Source organism: Pseudomonas sp. SDO55104_S430 (assembly GCF_054070595.1).
On the sequence record NZ_JBSVXG010000002.1, the window covers coordinates 69820 to 86368 of the forward strand.

Below are 16549 nucleotides of genomic sequence, written 5' to 3' on the forward strand. Positions count from 1 at the left end.
TTCAATGCTTCTTCGCCTGCTCTTCCAACTCATCCGACTCAAACAACCGCGCCAATTCCGCCCGAGCTTCCTGAGCCGTCTGCATCACCTTCGCCGCATCGTCATAAACCGCATGCTGCGCCTCGAGCACCTGCTCGTCATGCAGCTTGAAGCGCTTGATCCGCGCATCGGCCTGGGCCTGGGTCAAGCCAAGGCCGATCAACGTCTGCCGGCTCATTTCCAGGCTCGAATAGAACGTTTCACGAATCGGATGAGCACCCACGTCCATCAAGCGATGCACATGCTGGCGGTTACGGGCGCGGGCGATGATCTTCATATGCGGGTAGAGCTTGCGCACCAGCTCGGCGGTCTTGATGTTGGCGTCCGGATCATCGGTGGCGATCACGAAATACTCGGCCTGCTCGACCTTGGCCGCGCTGAGGATCTCAGGGCGCATCGGGTCGCCGTAGAACACCGGGACACCGCCGAAGCTGCGGGACAGCTCGATGGTTTCCACCGAAGTGTCGAGGGCGACGAACTTGATGTTCTGCGCCCGCAGGATCCGCGCCACGATCTGGCCCATGCGGCCCATGCCGGCGATCACCACCCGAGGTTCGTCGGTGTCGATTTCGCGGAATTTCTCCGGCACCACCACCGGTTGCACTTTCGGGCTGACCATCCGTGCGCAGAGCAGAATCAACAGCGGCGTCATGGCCATCGACAGGGTGATCGCCAGGACCAGCAGGTCATACAGGCGCGGATCGAACAGCGAGGCGTCACGGCCGATCTTGAACACCACGAACGCAAATTCACCACCGGCCGCCAGCACGATGCCCAGGCGGATGGCGCTGACCTTGTTCAGGCCACCGGCCAGTTGGCCGAGCACGAACAGCAGGGGAAACTTGACCGCGATCAGCAACACGGTCAGGCCCAGCACCACGATAGGCTCGCGCAGCAGCAGACTGAGGTTGGCGCCCATGCCGACGCTCATGAAGAACAGCCCCAGCAACAGGCCCTTGAAGGGTTCGATTTGCGCTTCCAGTTCATGGCGATATTCGGAATCCGCCAGCAGCAGGCCGGCGAGGAACGCGCCCAAGGCCATGGAGATCCCGGCAATGCCCATCAGCCAGGCGGTACCGATCACCACCAGCAGCGCGGTGGCGGTGGAGACTTCTGGCAGGTTGCTCTTGGCGACAATGCGAAACACCGGCCGCAGCAGGTAGCGCCCGCCGACCACCACGATGGCGATACTGCCCAGCACTTCCAGGCCGTGGTTCAGATCCTGCGCGGCCGTGGTGTTGTGGTCCACGCCTGCCAGCAACGGCACCATGGCGATCAGAGGGATCGCGGCGATGTCCTGGAACAACAGGATCGCAAAGGCCAGGCGCCCGTGGGGGCTGGTCAGTTCCTTGCGCTCGGCCAGGCTTTGCAGACCGAAAGCCGTGGAGGACAGCGCCAGACCCAGGCCCAGCACGATCGCACTGTTCAGCGGCTGCCCGAACACGAACAGTGCCAGCGCACCCAGCACCCCGCCCGTGAGCAGCACTTGCGCCAGGCCGACGCCGAACACCGACTTGCGCATCACCCACAGCCGTCGTGGCGACAGTTCAAGACCGATGATGAACAGCAGCAGCACCACGCCCAGTTCCGAGATATGGGCGACGCTTTCCGGGTTGCCGATCAGGCCCAGCACCGAAGGGCCGATGATCACCCCCGCGAACAGATAGCCCAGCACGGCGCCCAGTTGCAGGCGTTTGGCGAGGGGGACGGTGAGGACTGCCGCGAGCAGAAACACGACAGCGGCTTGTAGCAGATAGCCTTCTTGGGGCATTGGGGAAACTCCATCAACTCGGTACGGCGGCCGACAAGGATAAAGGCTGGGGTTCGCACATATCTAGCGTTGAATCTAGCTGGCTTGAGGCTGCGATGTGAGGAACGCGGATTCCCCCTATAGGGTGATACCGGATTCTTTTGACGCGTGGGAGAATTCTCGCCACTAACGAAGCGGGTTCCATGGCTTCAGAAACAACCTTCAGGGCTTCTCCCGACTTGGGTGGCATGCAATGGAAAGTCAGCGACTTACATCAGTGCAGTGGTACCAGCAGATGGCGAAAGCCACTGAAGTCGTGGGTCGCCCGGACTTTTTCAGTGTGCTGGTCAATGCCTTGAGTACGCTGGCACCCATCCACGCGGCCACGCTGTATCTCTACCCGCACGATGGCCTGCCCACGGCCCTGTTCGAGCGCGACGATGAAGGGCATTTGCGGCCTGACGGAAGCGTCAAGCAGTACCTGTCGGGCTTCTATCTGCTGGATCCGTTCTACGGGATTTCCGTCGAAAACGTCACCTCTGGCTGTTATCACCTGCCGGATATCGCCCCCGACCATTTCGAGCGCAGCGAATACTATCTGGCGTTCTACCAGCACGGCCGCATCGGCGACGAACTCAACTACATCCTGCAGATTTCCCCCGGTTTCACCATCGCGGTGTCATTGATCAGTGGGGAAAAATTCAGTGAAGAGTCCTTGCAGCAGTTCAAACTGATCAGTCCCTGGATACTTGCCCTGCTGGACAAACACTGGGAAGGCGTCGGTGGAGAAGCGCTCAGTGGCATGTTCGAGAATATCTTCGCTCGCAAGATACATGCGGCACTCAACAGTTTTGGTTGTTCAGTCTTGTCTCAGCGTGAATGCAAGATCACCCAGCTGATATTGAAGGGACATTCCACCAAGTCTTTGGCCGAGCGACTTTCGATATCTGAAGACACCGTAAAGTCTCATCGAAAAAACGCTTACAACAAGATGAATATCAACTCGCAGTCCGAGTTGTTTGCACTATTCATACAATCTCTTTCTCAAGCTCGAGACGTTTACTTCAAAGATCCACTGGAAAGTTACAGGCGCCCGGACCAATAACCAGGCACTTAAACAACCCAAAAAATAAAAAGGTAAATCATATGAATGTTCCATTCAGGCTCAGTCGTGCCACCGAAGATTATCAGGCGTCCGATGCTGCGCATCACATACATGCCTTTCTTGATCAAAAGGCATTGAATGCCGAAGGTCCGCGCGTGATTGTCCGAGGTGAAGGCCTTTATCTCTGGGACAACGATGGCCGTCGTTATCTCGACGGAATGTCGGGCCTGTGGTGCACCCAGCTGGGTTATGGCCGCAAGGACCTGACCGCCGCGGCCAGCACGCAAATGGATCAGTTGGCTTACTACAACATGTTCTTCCACACCACTCACCCGGCCGTGATCGAGTTGTCCGAGTTGCTGTTCAGCCTGCTGCCCAAGCACTACAGCCACGTGATCTATACCAACTCCGGCTCGGAAGCCAACGAAGTATTGATCCGCACCGTGCGTCGTTTCTGGCAGATTGAAGGCAAGCCACAGAAGAAGATCATGATCGGCCGCTGGAACGGTTATCACGGCTCGACGCTTGCGGCCACGGCACTGGGCGGCATGAAGTTCATGCACGAAATGGGCGGGATGATTCCGGACATCGCGCACATCGATGAACCCTACTGGTACGCTCAGGGCGGCGATCTCACGCCTGCAGAATTCGGGCACAAGTGTGCGCAGCAACTGGAAGAGAAAATCCTCGAACTGGGCGCTGAAAACGTCGCCGGCTTTATCGCCGAACCCTTCCAGGGCGCCGGCGGCATGATCTTCCCGCCTGAGAGCTACTGGCCGGAAATCCAGCGCATCTGCCGCAAGTACGATGTGCTGCTGTGTGCCGATGAAGTGATCGGCGGCTTCGGCCGCACCGGCGAATGGTTCGCTCACCAACACTTCGGATTCGAGCCGGACACCCTGTCGATCGCCAAGGGCCTGACCAGCGGCTACATCCCGATGGGTGGACTGGTGCTGTCCAAGCGGATCGCCGAAGCACTGGTGGAAGAGGGTGGCGTGTTCGCCCACGGCCTGACGTACTCCGGTCACCCGGTCGCAGCCGCCGTGGCCGTGGCCAACCTCAAGGCCTTGCGCGATGAAGGCATCGTCACCCGGGTCAAGAACGACACCGGCCCGTACCTGCAAAGTTGCCTGCGTGAAGTGTTCGGCAACCACCCGCTGATTGGCGAGATTCAGGGCGCCGGTCTCGTGGCCGCCTTGCAGTTCGCCGAGGACAAGGCCACTCGCAAGCGTTTCGAAAACGAGAACGACATTGCCTGGCAGTGCCGCACTTTCGGTTTCGAGGAAGGCGTGATCATTCGTTCGACATTGGGCCGGATGATCATGGCGCCAGCACTGGTGGCCGGGCGTGCGGAGATCGATGAGTTGGTCGAGAAAACCCGCAAGGCAGTCGATCGCACTGCGCAGCAGATCGGTCGCCTGTAAGGGGACAGGGATAGACAGCGCCAACTTATTGTTGGCGCCTGTTTCGGTCAGACGCTGATAGTCCAGGTTGCGGTAGTTCAACTAGCTGACAGGAAGAAGTTTCTTCCTCGTATTGCCTTGGGCGCAGATCAACAATCCTAAACTCCCCATGATTCAGGAGTTCTTAATGAATACAAAAATAAGAGCGTCAAACTCCTCCGTTTCAATCGACTCAGTTGAAGGTGACCATAGCGGTAATACGGCAACTTTCAGAAAGTCTCTCGGTATCCCTTCACTGGTTCTTTTCGGCCTGGCCTACATGGTGCCGCTCGCCGTATTTACAACGTACGGACTGGTCACGCAAATGACCAAGGGCAACATGCCCACGGCTTACCTGTTTACCCTGGCCGCCATGTTGTTGACCGCCTACAGTTACGGTCGAATGGTTCAGGCGCATCCTTATTCGGGCTCGGTCTACACCTACACCCGGAAAACCTTTGGCGCCTACTTCGGTTTCATGGCCGGATGGACGCTGTTGCTGGATTACATCTTCCTGCCATTGCTCAGCTATCTGCTGATCGGCATCTACATGGCGGAGTATTTCCCGGCCATTCCCGCCTATGTCTGGGTATTGGGTTCCATTCTGCTGGTGACTTTCCTCAATCTTGTCGGTATCGAGTCGGTCAACCGGGTGAACCTGGTGCTGGTCGTAGCGCAACTGGCGTTTATCGTGGTGTTTGTCACGCTGTCGATCCAGCGCTTCAGTGCGCAGGCCAGCGATGTGTCCCTGATGTTGCCGTTCCACAACTCCGAATTCAGCCTGCCGATCGTGTTCTCCGGCGCCGCGGTGCTGTGTCTTTCCTTCCTGGGGTTCGATGCGGTGTCGACCATGGCCGAGGAAGCGCGTAATCCCCGGTACCGCATTCCCACGGCGATCATGGCCGTGACCCTGATTGGCGGTGTGTTGTTCGTGATCGTGGCTTACTTCGCACAACTGGTCTTCCCCGAGTGGAAAACCTTCGTCGGTGCCGATTCCGCCTCTGTCGACGTGATGCGGCGTGTGGGTGGGGAGATGCTGGTGACGGCGTTCACGGCCACCTATGTCGCGGGCTGCTTCGCTTCGGCGATGGTGTCGCAGGCCAGCGTTTCGCGGGTGTTGTTCGCGATGGGCCGGGATGGCGCGTTGCCTCGCGCGTTCGGCGTCCTGATGACGAAGAAGCGGGTGCCGGTAACGGCGGTCCTGGTGGTCAGTCTGCTGTCCATGATCGCCCTGGTGATTACCCTGGATACCGTTGCGAACATGATCAGCTTCGGCGCGCTCTTTGCCTTCTCGGCGGTCAACCTGGCGGTGATCAAGCACTATCTGGTTGACGAGCGCAAAACCGGGTTCAAGAGCTTTGTTCTGTACGGATTCATCCCGGCCCTGGGGTTCCTTTCGACCGTCTGGCTGTGGACCAGCCTGTCACACATGTCTTTCGTGATCGGGCTGTGCTGGATGGCGCTCGGGCTTGGGTGTTTGCTGAGCATGACGCAAATGTTCCGCGTCAAATTGCCGGAACTGCAAATGGCTGAAAAATAAGCGGTTTCACCGAGGGGCGAGATTCGCCCCCCGGTGAGATGTTGTTCTTTGCATCAATCAGTTACATTTATAGAATAGACAGATCAATTCTGTCTGTTTCAGAGCACCTCATGGCCATCAACTTCGACCTCAACGACCTGCAAGCCTTTCGCGCGGTGGTCGAGCAGGGGAGTTTTCGCAAGGCCGCCGACACCGTTCGCATCTCCCAGCCGGCCCTGAGCCGACGTATCGAAAAGCTTGAGGACGCCCTTGGCGTGCGGCTGTTCGAGCGCACCACGCGCAAGGTCAGCCTGACCCAGGCCGGTCGCGGGTTCATGCCCCGGGTCGAGCGTCTGCTGGATGACCTGGACATCGCCTTGCTGGGCATCAGCGAAGTCGCCTCGAACCGTCTCGGCCATGTCACCGTCGCCTGTGTGCCTTCGGCGGCGTACTACTTCATGCCCCGGGTGATCGCGCGCTATCACCAGCAATTTCCCAAGATCAAGGTCAAGGTGCTCGACTCCAGTGCCCATGAAGTGTTGAGCGCGGTGGTCAACGGCGAAGCGGATTTCGGCCTGAGCTTCATGGGCACCCTGGAGGCCGAGGTGGATTTCGAGCCGTTGGTGCAGGAAAGCTATGTGGTGGCCTGCCGCCGTGATCATCCTTTGGCCGGGCGCAGCAGCGTGACCTGGGACGAGTTTTATCAGCAGGATTACATCTCGCTGGACAAGACCTCGGGCAACCGCTTCTTGCTGGATCAGGCGCTGACGCGGGTGGTGCCGCAGCGGCCAAGCATCTGCGAGACCCTGCATGTTACGACCATGATCGGTCTGGTGGAGGCGGGATTGGGAGTGGCGGCGGTGCCGCTGATGGCGATGCCGGCGGCGGATCACCCGATTCTGACGCGGGTGCCGCTCACCGACCCGCAGGTGATACGCAGCGTCGGCCTGATCAAACGCCGGGGTCGAACCCTGACCCCGGCTGCACTGGAACTGGAACGGCTGGTGGTGGAAATGAAAGTCCTGCCGCCTTCGGTCAGCGACTGACCGAATCCAGGCCGGTGGCTTTCACATCCGGTTGCGCGGCGGAGGAGGCCAGGTAATCCAGCAACGCCTTGGCTTCGGCCGGGTGCTGCGCGCCCACCGGGATCCCGGCGGCAAAGCGCGTCACGGACTGCACCGATTCCGGAATCTTCGCCACGAAACTCACCCCCGGCACAGGCAGCAGTTCGCTGACTTGCTGGAAGCCCAGTTGATAGTCGCCGGTGGCAACCACCGAGCCCACGGGGATTTTCGGCACCATGGTCGATTTGCCCTTGAGCTGGTCTTCGATACCCAGGCGCTTGAACAGCTGCTGCTCGATGTAGACACCGCTGGCGCTGTCGGAATAGGCCACGGATCTGGCGTCGAGCAGGGTCTTCTTCAGGCCGTCCACCGAGCTGATGTCCGGCTTGGGCGCGCCTTCACGCACCACCAGGCCGATGCGCGAGTCCGCCAGTTCGACCCGTGATGCCGGGTCGACCTTGCCTTGCTTGATCAGATCGTCCAGGGCGTAACCGACCATGATCACCACATCGGCTTTCTCGCCACGGGCCAGGCGATTGGGGATCGCTTCCGGGGCCTTGCCCATCGACGGACCCAGGGCTGTGTCGAGGGTGTTGCCGGTGGAGGCGGCGAATTTCGGGCCGAGGACTTTATAGGCCGCGGTGAAGCCGCCGGAGGTCATCACACGAATCTCTTCGGCCTGGGCGACGGTGCTCGCGCCCAGGCTGACCAGCAGCGCCAAGGCCGCGACATTGAACAGTTTTTTCATGGACAGGTTCTCGATCAAGGCCAGTTTCACGACAGTGCCGGTTGCAGACGACCGCCGGCACGGCGATACAGGTACAGCGTCGCGCACAGGGCGCAGAGTGCTGCAACGCTCATCCAGTAGCCGGGCGCCGCTTTGTCGCCGGTGTACTGGATCAGGAAGGTCGACATCGCCGGGGTGAAACCGCCGAATATTGCGGTGGCCAGGCTATAAGCCAGGGAGAAGCCCGCGACTCGCACCTCGACCGGCATGATTTCTGTCAGCGCCGGGATCATCGCGCCGTTGTACAGGCCATAAATGAACGACAGCCACAGCAGCACCAGCAGCATGTTGATGAAGCTCGGTGCCTGCACCAGGTACGACAGCGCCGGATAGGTTGTCGCCAGCGCCAGCAAGGCCATGGTGATCAGCACCGGACGACGGCCGATGCGATCGGACAGCGCACCGCCAATCGGCAGCCAGAAGAAGTTCGAAACACCCACCAGCAATGTCACCAGCAGCGCATCGGACGTGCTCAGGTGCAGCACGGTTTTGCCGAAGGTCGGCGCGTACACGGTGATCAGGTAGAAGGCGGTGGTGGTCAGGGCGACCATCAGCATGCCAGCGAACACGGTGACCCAGTTCTGCGCCAGGGTGCGGAACACTTCGCGCATGCTCGGACGGTGTTTGCGGGTGGCGAATTCTTCGGTTTCTTCCAGGTTGCGGCGCAACAGGAAGATGAACGGCACGATCATGCAGCCGACGAAAAACGGAATCCGCCAGCCCCAGTCGGCGATGGTTGCGGGTGCCATCCACTGATTGAGGGCATAACCCAGGGCGGCGGCGACAATGATTGCCACTTGCTGGCTACCGGACTGCCAGCTGGTGAAGAAGCCCTTGCGGCCCGGCGTGGCGATCTCCGAGAGATACACCGAGACGCCACCCAGTTCGGCACCGGCCGAGAAACCTTGCAGCAACCGGCCGACCAGCACAAGCGCCGGGGCGAACAAGCCGATGGTTTCGTAACCGGGCACCAGCACAATCAATATCGTGCCGCTGGCCATGATCGACAGCGTGACGATCAGGCCTTTGCGCCGGCCGACGTCATCGATATAGGCGCCGAGCACCACAGCGCCCAGCGGACGCATCAAAAAGCCTGCGCCGAATACGGCGAAGGTCATCATCAAGGAGGCGAATTCGCTGCTGGCAGGGAAGAACACCGACGCGATCTGCGTGGCGTAGAAGCCGAAAAGAAAGAAATCGAACTGTTCGAGGAAGTTGCCCGAGGTGACCCGGAAGATTGCGCTGGCCCTGGAGCGTCCGCGCGGAATTGTGGCTGTCATCGATAAGTACTCCACCGCTTTTATGACGTGCGCCAACTGCTGGCGGCGCACGGTTCTTATTGGGGCGGATAGTGGCGCAGGGGGATCGATATGTTAATTGCATAGTTGGCATGCATTGATGCGTGGAGCGGATCAATACCGTCGCCACGCTTAATGTCATGTTGCCAACCGGATGGTTTTCTGGGAAAACCACGCCCATCGAATCCTGTCAGGCAGACCCGGCGTCATGAATGAAGAACTGCAAATCATCGAAATCCAGAAAGGTGACGGTAAGGCCGCCGTCAAGGGCGCGCTGATCACCACCCAATATCGCGGTTGGCTGGAAGACGGCACCGAATTCGACTCCTCCTTCAGTCGGGGCAAACCGTTCCAGTGTGTGATCGGCACGGGGCGCGTAATCAAGGGGTGGGATCAGGGGCTTTTGGGGATGCAGGTCGGTGGCAAGCGCAAGCTGCTGGTGCCGGCGCACTTGGGTTACGGCGAGCGCAGCATGGGCAAGATCACGCCGAACTCGAACCTGATTTTCGAGATTGAATTGCTGGAAGTGCTGACGCGGGATGATTGATCGGACGCCATCGCGAGCAGGCTCGCTCCTACAGGGGGGGTCACTCCGTGAAGTTTGGGATGCGCCCGTTCAGGGAAGGCCGGTAGTTCCACTTAAGGGTATCCAGCACAGGATTGACCGCCAGAATCCGCTTAACCGTCGCACTGGCGATGCATAACGCCAGCTTCTGCCCGGGACATTGATGGTGGCCGGCACCAAACGTGAAGCTGCGTCGGTTCGGGCGCTCGAGGAGAAAACGGTCGGGATCGTCGTTGAGCTGCGGGTCGCGGTTGGCAGATGCCAGCAGAACGAGAACGGTGTCCCCGGCGTTCAGCCTGACACCCTCGATTTCACACGACGTGCTGACGAAGCGCCGGGTGTTCTGCACCGACGGATCGAAGCGCTGGACTTCGGCCAACAGATCGTCGATGTCGATCGATTCCCCGTGCATTACCGGCTGTTGCTTGAGCACCAGTAGGCTGTTGCCGATCAACCCGGCTGTGGCTTCAAACGTCTGCGACAACAGGCCGATGAGGTTGGCGGTCAGGGTTTGCGGGTCGGTCGATGCCTTGGCGAAACGCTGGCAAATGCCTGACAGCAGGGCAGTACGAGGCATCTGATCGTCCAGCAGCTCCATGAAGTAGCCGCCCAACTGTTCGGCGGCCGCATTGGCGGCTTCCCGTTGCGTCGCCGTGCTGAGGGGCGACAGGCAGGCGACGAAGTCCGCGGTCAGCTCACTGATGATGCGCCCCTGCGCTGGTGAAAACCCCAGCAAGGCCGCCACCACGCAAGCCGGGCCACGGAACATCGCCGCCTGCAATCCTTCGGCGCCCGGCGCGATCAATCGGGCCGCGACCCGCGCCTCGACTTCCAGAGGATCGAATAATTGCAGCCCAGGCTCGATGACCGAACGCGGGCAGCGTTGGCGTTCGCCCTCGTTCATCCGCATCAACCGGCCAAACACCTCACCGGCCAGGCTACCGGCAATCGCCTTGGGCACAGGCTCAAGGGCAGGGCGCACGTGACAGTCCGGGTGCGCCAGAACAGCGGCGACGGCGCGAGCGCTGCTGGCCAGCCACAGGTTCAGGCCCGGATGAAAGGTCAGCCCGCCTTCAGCGCGCAACTGCGCGTAGTACGGGTACGGATCGGCATGGGTTGCAGCGATAAGCGGGTCCATGGTCACAGCCTTTGTGGGGGGAAAGTGTTGCTACTATCTCCAGCTCGAACAGGCGTTGATTCGTCCGGGAGCGAAATATGAACGAAGCACACTCAGACATTGGCGTGTCGCAGGTCGCGGCAGCGATCGCGGAGCCAGCCCGCACCAAGATCCTTTGTTCGCTTATGGACGGCCATGCCCGGACCAGCACGGAGCTTGCGGCCATCGCCGAGGTCAGCGCCTCCACCGCCAGCGCGCATCTGGCCAAACTCAAAGACTTGGCGCTGGTGCGGCTGCATGTCCAGGGCCGCCATCGCTATTACAGCCTGGCGGACAAACGGGTGGCCCAAGCCCTGGAAGCCCTGATGGTGATCGGCCAGAACGCCGTGCCCGCGTACCAGTCGCGGACACCCGGCCGCCTGCAGTTCGCCCGCACCTGTTACGACCATATGGCGGGAACCCTGGCCGTGTTGCTGCATGACCGGATGATTGACGCGGGGTGGTTGCAGGAGGTGGACGAGCAGCTTTACCGGCTGAGCGACAGCGGCGAAGTGTTGCTTGAGGGGTTGGGCATCGAGGTCAGGGATCTGGTGACGACACGTCGCCGCTTTGCCTGCCCGTGCCTGGACTGGAGCATGCGTCGGCCGCATCTGGGTGGGGCGTTGGGGGCTGCGCTGTTGCAAACGGCGATCAGGCGCAAATGGGTGACCCAGGATCTGGACAGTCGCGCCCTGGCCTTGACCGCGTTGGGGCGCAAGGAGATCAGTGCGCGGTTTGGTTTGATCGTGCCAGCCGAATCGCCCGTTGCGACAGCCCGCACAAACGATCGCAGCCAGCAACAAACCCTGTAGGAGCGGCGGAAGGCTGCGATTTTGAGGATCAAAAGATCGCAGCCTGCGGCAGCCCCTACAGGTGATTTCAGCGCAGGGTATACCCGCTATCGACCACCCAATCCTGGCCGATCACGTTGCGCGCGCCATTGCCGAGCTGGAACAGAATTACATCGGCGACGGCCCCCGGCTCCAGAAACTGACCGTCGAGCAAACGCTGGTTGACCGTGCTGGCCACGGCGCTCAGCTCTTCGTTCTTGAGACCCAGAGTCGACCAGATGGGTGTCGCGGTCGGGCCTGGGGAAACGGTGTTGATGCGAATGCCGTGGGGCGCCAGCTCTACCGCCAGGGTTCGCGCGTGGTGGATCAGCGCGGCCTTGGAGGCGATGTAGGCGGCCAGGCCCGGGAAAGTCACCTGCGCCAGGAAGGTGCCGATGAACACTACCGAGGTCGACGCCGCCAGATGTCCGCGCAGGCAGGCCAGGGTGTTCAGTGCGCCGGCACCATTGACCGCCCATTGCCGGTCGAACGCCGTCAGGTCCAGGCCGTCGGCCAGTTGCGCGATGCCGGCGTTTGGCACCAGGAAGCTCACTGGACCCATGGTCGAAGCTTGTTTTGCCAGGCGCTCAAGGTCGGCAGGTTGGGTCACATCACCCGCAACCCACGACAGTTGATTGCCGAAGCGTTCGGCCAATTCCCCCAATCCACCGATCTGACGCGACATCGCCAGCACACGAGCCCCTTGGCCGAGGAGGCGCTCGGTGACGGCCAGGCCAATCCCGGAACTGGCACCAGTGACCACCGCCAGACGATCTTGAAAAGCGTTGTTCATACAGAGGTTTCCTTTTGGTCAGTAAACTTTTGCAGGTCACATTCCAAAAAGCGGGCCAAAGTAAGACGCCTTTAAGTACGGGCGTTCCAGGTCGGTTGTGGTTATTTTGACTTGGGTCAAAATTGGTCATTAAGACTTGTGCGCAGTCATAAAGACTCTCAACTGTAGGAGCGAGCATGCTCGCGATGAACGTCAGGACACCGCGGGGCATCAGGCTGCCATCGTTATCGTTGACGACCATCGCGAGCAAGCTCGCTCCTACAGAGGGCGGTGTAGGGCTGTATTTTTTCGGCGCGCTTGAGTAGGGTCGCTGCCCATGAAAGTCATCGGAACAATCACCATGTCGAACTTCAAGGAAATGGTCCAGCAACTGGACGCCGCCTATCGCCAATGGACAGGCACCGGCCTGCCAACACCCGCCTTTGCAAGCGAAGACGAGCGACTTGAGTGGTTGCACGCCCGGGCTCCTTACGCCTTGCTTGCCCATGGCACGCAGGCCGATCCGGTTTTCTACTATGCCAATGAGCAGGCGTTGGCCAGCTTCAAGTACCCACGCGAGCAATTCATCGGCATGCCCTCGCGCTTCAGTGCATCGCCGCTGGACCGCGCCATGCGTCAGACGCTGCTCGAACAGGTCACGGCCAATGGCATCGCCCATGGGTACAGCGGCTATCGGGTCGACAGGGAAGGGCATGCGTTCATGATTCACGAAGGCAAGGTCTGGACGCTGCTTGATCATAATGGCGAGCACCAGGGTCAGGCGGCGCTGTTCTGGCCGGACGCCGAGCGGGTAGGGCGGTTGGAGTAATCCGACCGGGGGTAAATGCCCGGGTTGTTTCGTGGCGGCAGACGCATTACTGTATATGCAAACAGTACAGGTCCGCCCCATGGAACTCATCGACAAGCTCAGCATTCTCGCCGACGCCGCCAAGTACGACGCATCCTGCGCCAGCAGCGGGGCGCCCAAGCGCAGTTCCGAGGGCAAGCGGGGACTGGGTTCGACCGATGGGATGGGCATCTGCCACAGCTATACACCGGACGGGCGCTGCGTTTCGCTGCTCAAGGTCTTGCTGACCAATTTCTGCCTCTACGACTGCCAGTACTGCGTCAACCGCCGCTCCAGCGATGTGCCTCGCGCGCGTTTTACGCCGGAAGAGGTGGTGGCGCTGACCCTGGATTTCTACCGGCGCAATTGCGTCAGCGGGCTGTTCCTCAGTTCCGGGATCATCCGCAGCGCCGACTACACCATGGAGCAACTGGTCCGCGTAGCCCGTTTGCTGCGCGAGGAGCATGATTTTCGTGGCTACATCCACCTCAAGACCATTCCCGAATCCGATCCGGCTTTGATTGAGGAGGCAGGGCGTTACGCCGACCGCCTGAGCGTCAACATCGAGCTGCCCACCGATGCCAGCCTGCAGACCCTGGCCCCGGAAAAACAGCTGGGCTCGATCAGGCAGGCGATGCGGACCATCTACACCGGCGAGCAAACCGTGCTCAACGAACCCCGGGCGCCCCGATTCGCCCCGGCCGGGCAAAGTACGCAAATGATCGTCGGGGCCGACGACACCGATGACAGCACCATCCTTCATGGCGCGCAGGCGCTCTATGGCAACTTCAAACTGCGCCGGGTCTATTACTCGGCGTTCAGCCCGATCCCCCATAGTCCCAAAAGCGTGCCGCTGGCCGCGCCGCCGCTGATGCGCGAGCACCGGCTGTATCAGGCCGATTTCCTGCTGCGCAGCTACGGATACTCCGCGGGCGAACTGCTCAAGGGGCCGGGGAACCTGGCGTTGGACATCGACCCGAAACTGGCGTGGGCGCTGGCCAATCGCGAGGTGTTTCCGCTGGATCTCAATCGCGCCGAGGCATCCCTGATCGCGCGAATCCCCGGCATCGGCCTACGCACCACCGAGCGTTTGGTGGCATTGCGCCGGGAGCGGCGGATTCGTTATGAGGACCTGGCCCGGATGCGTTGCGTGCTGGCCAAGGCCAAACCCTTCGTGATCACCAGCGATTACCACCCGCAGCAGGCGGAAGTCACCAGCCAGCTGCTTTACCAGCAACTGCGCGACCGGCCTCAGCCGCAACAGATGGGGTTGTGGGGATGATCCACCTCGATTGCGACGACCTGTTCGACAACTGGCGTCAGCAGGCGCGCTGGTTGCTTAGTCACGAGGTCGACCCCAGTCGGGTCAGTTGGGCCAGTGACAGCGTGGCGGATCTGTTTGCCAGTGATGACGCGCCTCCCCAATCCCAAGGGCCGTTCCAGGCCCGGGTCCCGCGAGCCTTGCTCGATACCCTTGAACACGCCGCCCAGTACCGGGGGGGGCAGCGCTGGAGCCTGTTGTACGAAGTGCTTTGGCGGGTCAGTCATGGCGACCGTACCGCGATGCTGGCCGGTGACCGGGTTGGCAGTGAATTAACCAGGAGAATCAAACAGGTACAGCGCGAATCTCATCATTTACATGCATTCGTACGCTTTGTGGCGTTGACCCAGGGTGAAGGCCCGGAGTATGTGGCCTGGCACGAACCGGCCCACGACATCCTGCGCAGTGCCAGCGAGCACTTCATCGGCCGCATGGGCCGCCACCGCTGGCTGATCGCGACACCTCGCGACGGGGTTTACTACGACGGCCAGCAGCTGATTTACCAGCGCCAGTGCCCGCCGCAGTGGCAGCAACTGGCGAAAAACGCCGACGATCCCCACAGTGCCATGTGGCTGACCTACTACAGCCATACGTTCAACCCGGCGCGATTGAACCCGAAAGTCATGCAGGGGCATTTGCCGGCGCGTTTCTGGAAAAACCTGCCTGAAGGCGCATTGATTCCCGAGCTGATCACCCAGGCGCGCACCGGCAAACAGCAGGACGGTCAAGCCAGCGGGATCAAAGGCAGGACAGGCAAGCGCATCGCCGAGCGCCGCTGATCGCACCCAATAAAAAGCCCCCCAGTGCCGAGGCAGTGGGGGGCTTCTGTTAGCTAGGCGCTGGCGTCAGGTCAAACCTTGACGATCCAGCCCGCTGGCGCTTCGACGTCGCCGGTTTGCACGCCGGTCAGCTCTTTGTAGAGCTTCTGGGTGATCGGGCCAACTTCGGTTTCGCTGTGGAAAACGTGCAGGTGGTCTTTGTAGCTGATGCCGCCGATCGGAGTGATCACCGCGGCGGTACCGCAGGCACCGGCTTCTTTGAAGTCCGAGAGCTTGTCGATCAGCACGTCGCCTTCGATCACTTCCAGGCCCAGACGGGACTTGGCCAGCTCGATCAGCGACAGACGGGTGATGCCCGGCAGTACCGATGGCGATTTCGGAGTCACGAACTTGTCGTCGTGCGTGATGCCGAAGAAGTTGGCCGAACCGACTTCCTCAATTTTCGAGTGAGTCATCGGGTCCAGGTAGATGGCGTCGGCGAAGTGCGCCTTCTTGGCCTGGGAGCCCGGCATCAGGCTGGCGGCGTAGTTGCCGCCGACCTTGGCGGCACCGGTGCCCTGAGGCGCGGCGCGGTCGAAGTCGGAGATGATGAAGTTGTGCGGGGTCAGGCCGCCCTTGAAGTAGGCGCCGACCGGGATGCAGAAGATCGAGAAGATGAACTCCGGCGCGGTACGCACGCCGATGTTGTCACCCACGCCAATCACGAACGGACGCAGGTACAGCGCGCCGCCGGTGCCGTAAGGCGGGATGAAACGCTCGTTGGCGCGAACGACGGCTTTACAGGCTTCGACGAACTGCTCGGTGTCGACCTGTGGCATCAGCAGGCGACCGCAGCTGCGCTGCATGCGCATGGCGTTCTGGTCGGGACGGAACAGGTTGATCGAGCCGTCCTTGCAACGATAGGCCTTCAGGCCTTCGAAGCATTGCTGGCCATAGTGAAGGGCAGTGGAGCCTTCGCTGATGTGCAGCACGTTATCTTCGGTCAGGGTGCCTTTGTCCCACTCGCCATTGCGAAAGTACGACAGATAGCGCTTGTCAGTCTTGATGTAGTCAAAACCCAGCTTGTCCCAATTGATGCTTTCGTTACCCATGACACCCTCTATCACTTAACAACCGTCGAAACGGTACAAGGCTTCTGACGTTTTTTGGATGGGGACAACAATACTTCATTCCGGGCCTGTTTCGCAGCCCGGACTATCGGATGACGGGCAGATAAATCGCATCGGCCTCAAGAAATCGCGAGCAGGCTCGCTCCCACAGGGCAGTGCATTGCAA

The 16549-nt window shown here is 60.6% G+C and carries 15 protein-coding genes; 9 read left to right on the forward strand and 6 right to left on the reverse strand.

Features of this window, described 5'->3' with window-relative positions; genetic code table 11:
• Nucleotide 1 precedes the first annotated feature (1 nt).
• Complete coding sequence (locus ACW9JE_RS00830; protein ID WP_457431535.1) at nt 2-1810, reverse strand: monovalent cation:proton antiporter-2 (CPA2) family protein; 1809 nt, start codon at nt 1808-1810, stop codon at nt 2-4.
• Nucleotides 1811-2042: 232 nt separating this feature from the next.
• Here ACW9JE_RS00830 and ACW9JE_RS00835 point away from each other — a divergent pair, with 232 nt between their 5' ends.
• The 4 genes from ACW9JE_RS00835 (at nt 2043) to ACW9JE_RS00850 (ending at nt 6901) form a co-directional block, all read left to right on the forward strand.
• Nucleotides 2043-2894, forward strand: coding sequence for a response regulator transcription factor (locus tag ACW9JE_RS00835; RefSeq protein ID WP_457431536.1), 852 nt, complete (start codon nt 2043-2045; stop codon nt 2892-2894).
• A gap of 41 nt (nt 2895-2935) precedes the next feature.
• Nucleotides 2936-4318 carry an aspartate aminotransferase family protein gene (locus ACW9JE_RS00840; RefSeq protein WP_224541211.1) on the forward strand — a complete coding sequence of 461 codons (1383 nt, stop codon included), beginning with the start codon at nt 2936-2938 and terminating at the stop codon, nt 4316-4318.
• A 166-nt stretch (nt 4319-4484) separates the two neighbouring features.
• Nucleotides 4485-5876 (forward strand): APC family permease, encoded by a 1392-nt coding sequence (locus tag ACW9JE_RS00845; protein ID WP_457431537.1) that lies wholly within the window; start codon nt 4485-4487, stop codon nt 5874-5876.
• Nucleotides 5877-5986: 110 nt separating this feature from the next.
• Nucleotides 5987-6901 (forward strand): LysR family transcriptional regulator, encoded by a 915-nt coding sequence (locus ACW9JE_RS00850; RefSeq protein WP_175377248.1) that lies wholly within the window; start codon nt 5987-5989, stop codon nt 6899-6901.
• Here ACW9JE_RS00850 and ACW9JE_RS00855 read toward each other — a convergent pair.
• Together ACW9JE_RS00855 and tcuC are read right to left on the reverse strand one after the other, a co-directional pair.
• Nucleotides 6891-7667: a substrate-binding domain-containing protein gene (locus tag ACW9JE_RS00855; RefSeq protein ID WP_457431538.1), complete on the reverse strand. Its 777-nt coding sequence runs from the start codon at nt 7665-7667 to the stop codon at nt 6891-6893. The genes ACW9JE_RS00850 and ACW9JE_RS00855 overlap by 11 nt on opposite strands.
• Before the next feature lie 26 nt (nt 7668-7693).
• Complete coding sequence (gene tcuC / locus ACW9JE_RS00860; protein ID WP_457431539.1) at nt 7694-8986, reverse strand: tricarballylate/proton symporter TcuC; 1293 nt, start codon at nt 8984-8986, stop codon at nt 7694-7696.
• Between the two features lie 226 nt (nt 8987-9212).
• Here tcuC and ACW9JE_RS00865 point away from each other — a divergent pair, with 226 nt between their 5' ends.
• A complete protein-coding gene (locus ACW9JE_RS00865; RefSeq protein ID WP_457431540.1) occupies nt 9213-9551 on the forward strand; it encodes an FKBP-type peptidyl-prolyl cis-trans isomerase in 339 nt (112 codons plus the stop codon).
• Between the two features lie 40 nt (nt 9552-9591).
• Here ACW9JE_RS00865 and ACW9JE_RS00870 read toward each other — a convergent pair whose 3' ends face one another.
• The gene (locus tag ACW9JE_RS00870; RefSeq protein ID WP_457431541.1) at nt 9592-10707 is read right to left on the reverse strand and encodes a cytochrome P450; all 1116 of its coding nucleotides are present in this window, start codon (nt 10705-10707) and stop codon (nt 9592-9594) included.
• 77 nt (nt 10708-10784) lie between these two features.
• Between ACW9JE_RS00870 and ACW9JE_RS00875 the strand changes: the two genes are divergently transcribed.
• Nucleotides 10785-11537 carry an ArsR/SmtB family transcription factor gene (locus ACW9JE_RS00875; protein ID WP_457431542.1) on the forward strand — a complete coding sequence of 251 codons (753 nt, stop codon included), beginning with the start codon at nt 10785-10787 and terminating at the stop codon, nt 11535-11537.
• Nucleotides 11538-11604: 67 nt separating this feature from the next.
• Here ACW9JE_RS00875 and ACW9JE_RS00880 read toward each other — a convergent pair whose 3' ends face one another.
• Nucleotides 11605-12348: an SDR family NAD(P)-dependent oxidoreductase gene (locus ACW9JE_RS00880; protein WP_457431543.1), complete on the reverse strand. Its 744-nt coding sequence runs from the start codon at nt 12346-12348 to the stop codon at nt 11605-11607.
• Between the two features lie 316 nt (nt 12349-12664).
• Here ACW9JE_RS00880 and ACW9JE_RS00885 point away from each other — a divergent pair, with 316 nt between their 5' ends.
• The 3 genes from ACW9JE_RS00885 (at nt 12665) to ACW9JE_RS00895 (ending at nt 15274) form a co-directional block, all read left to right on the forward strand.
• Nucleotides 12665-13156: an MEKHLA domain-containing protein gene (locus ACW9JE_RS00885; protein WP_457431544.1), complete on the forward strand. Its 492-nt coding sequence runs from the start codon at nt 12665-12667 to the stop codon at nt 13154-13156.
• Nucleotides 13157-13235: 79 nt separating this feature from the next.
• Nucleotides 13236-14456, forward strand: coding sequence for a putative DNA modification/repair radical SAM protein (locus tag ACW9JE_RS00890; protein ID WP_457431545.1), 1221 nt, complete (start codon nt 13236-13238; stop codon nt 14454-14456).
• Nucleotides 14453-15274 (forward strand): TIGR03915 family putative DNA repair protein, encoded by an 822-nt coding sequence (locus ACW9JE_RS00895; RefSeq protein WP_457431546.1) that lies wholly within the window; start codon nt 14453-14455, stop codon nt 15272-15274. Before ACW9JE_RS00890 ends, ACW9JE_RS00895 begins: the two co-directional genes overlap by 4 nt.
• Before the next feature lie 71 nt (nt 15275-15345).
• Here the strand turns inward: ACW9JE_RS00895 and ACW9JE_RS00900 are convergent, their stop codons facing one another.
• Complete coding sequence (locus ACW9JE_RS00900; protein ID WP_457431547.1) at nt 15346-16365, reverse strand: branched-chain amino acid aminotransferase; 1020 nt, start codon at nt 16363-16365, stop codon at nt 15346-15348.
• Nucleotides 16366-16549: the final 184 nt, after the last annotated feature.

What these genes read in the sequence shown, in the direction of transcription:
- ACW9JE_RS00830 (WP_457431535.1), bottom strand. Translation starts at nt 1,810, where the DNA reads ATGCCCCAAGAAGGCTATCTGCTACAAGCCGCTGTCGTGTTTCTGCTC.
- ACW9JE_RS00845 (WP_457431537.1), top strand. Translation starts at nt 4,485, where the DNA reads ATGAATACAAAAATAAGAGCGTCAAACTCCTCCGTTTCAATCGACTCA.
- ACW9JE_RS00840 (WP_224541211.1), top strand. Translation starts at nt 2,936, where the DNA reads ATGAATGTTCCATTCAGGCTCAGTCGTGCCACCGAAGATTATCAGGCG.
- ACW9JE_RS00875 (WP_457431542.1), top strand. Translation starts at nt 10,785, where the DNA reads ATGAACGAAGCACACTCAGACATTGGCGTGTCGCAGGTCGCGGCAGCG.
- ACW9JE_RS00890 (WP_457431545.1), top strand. Translation starts at nt 13,236, where the DNA reads ATGGAACTCATCGACAAGCTCAGCATTCTCGCCGACGCCGCCAAGTAC.
- ACW9JE_RS00850 (WP_175377248.1), top strand. Translation starts at nt 5,987, where the DNA reads ATGGCCATCAACTTCGACCTCAACGACCTGCAAGCCTTTCGCGCGGTG.
- ACW9JE_RS00880 (WP_457431543.1), bottom strand. Translation starts at nt 12,348, where the DNA reads ATGAACAACGCTTTTCAAGATCGTCTGGCGGTGGTCACTGGTGCCAGT.
- ACW9JE_RS00855 (WP_457431538.1), bottom strand. Translation starts at nt 7,667, where the DNA reads ATGAAAAAACTGTTCAATGTCGCGGCCTTGGCGCTGCTGGTCAGCCTG.
- ACW9JE_RS00895 (WP_457431546.1), top strand. Translation starts at nt 14,453, where the DNA reads ATGATCCACCTCGATTGCGACGACCTGTTCGACAACTGGCGTCAGCAG.
- ACW9JE_RS00835 (WP_457431536.1), top strand. Translation starts at nt 2,043, where the DNA reads ATGGAAAGTCAGCGACTTACATCAGTGCAGTGGTACCAGCAGATGGCG.
- ACW9JE_RS00885 (WP_457431544.1), top strand. Translation starts at nt 12,665, where the DNA reads ATGAAAGTCATCGGAACAATCACCATGTCGAACTTCAAGGAAATGGTC.
- ACW9JE_RS00870 (WP_457431541.1), bottom strand. Translation starts at nt 10,707, where the DNA reads ATGGACCCGCTTATCGCTGCAACCCATGCCGATCCGTACCCGTACTAC.
- ACW9JE_RS00865 (WP_457431540.1), top strand. Translation starts at nt 9,213, where the DNA reads ATGAATGAAGAACTGCAAATCATCGAAATCCAGAAAGGTGACGGTAAG.
- tcuC (WP_457431539.1), bottom strand. Translation starts at nt 8,986, where the DNA reads ATGACAGCCACAATTCCGCGCGGACGCTCCAGGGCCAGCGCAATCTTC.
- ACW9JE_RS00900 (WP_457431547.1), bottom strand. Translation starts at nt 16,365, where the DNA reads ATGGGTAACGAAAGCATCAATTGGGACAAGCTGGGTTTTGACTACATC.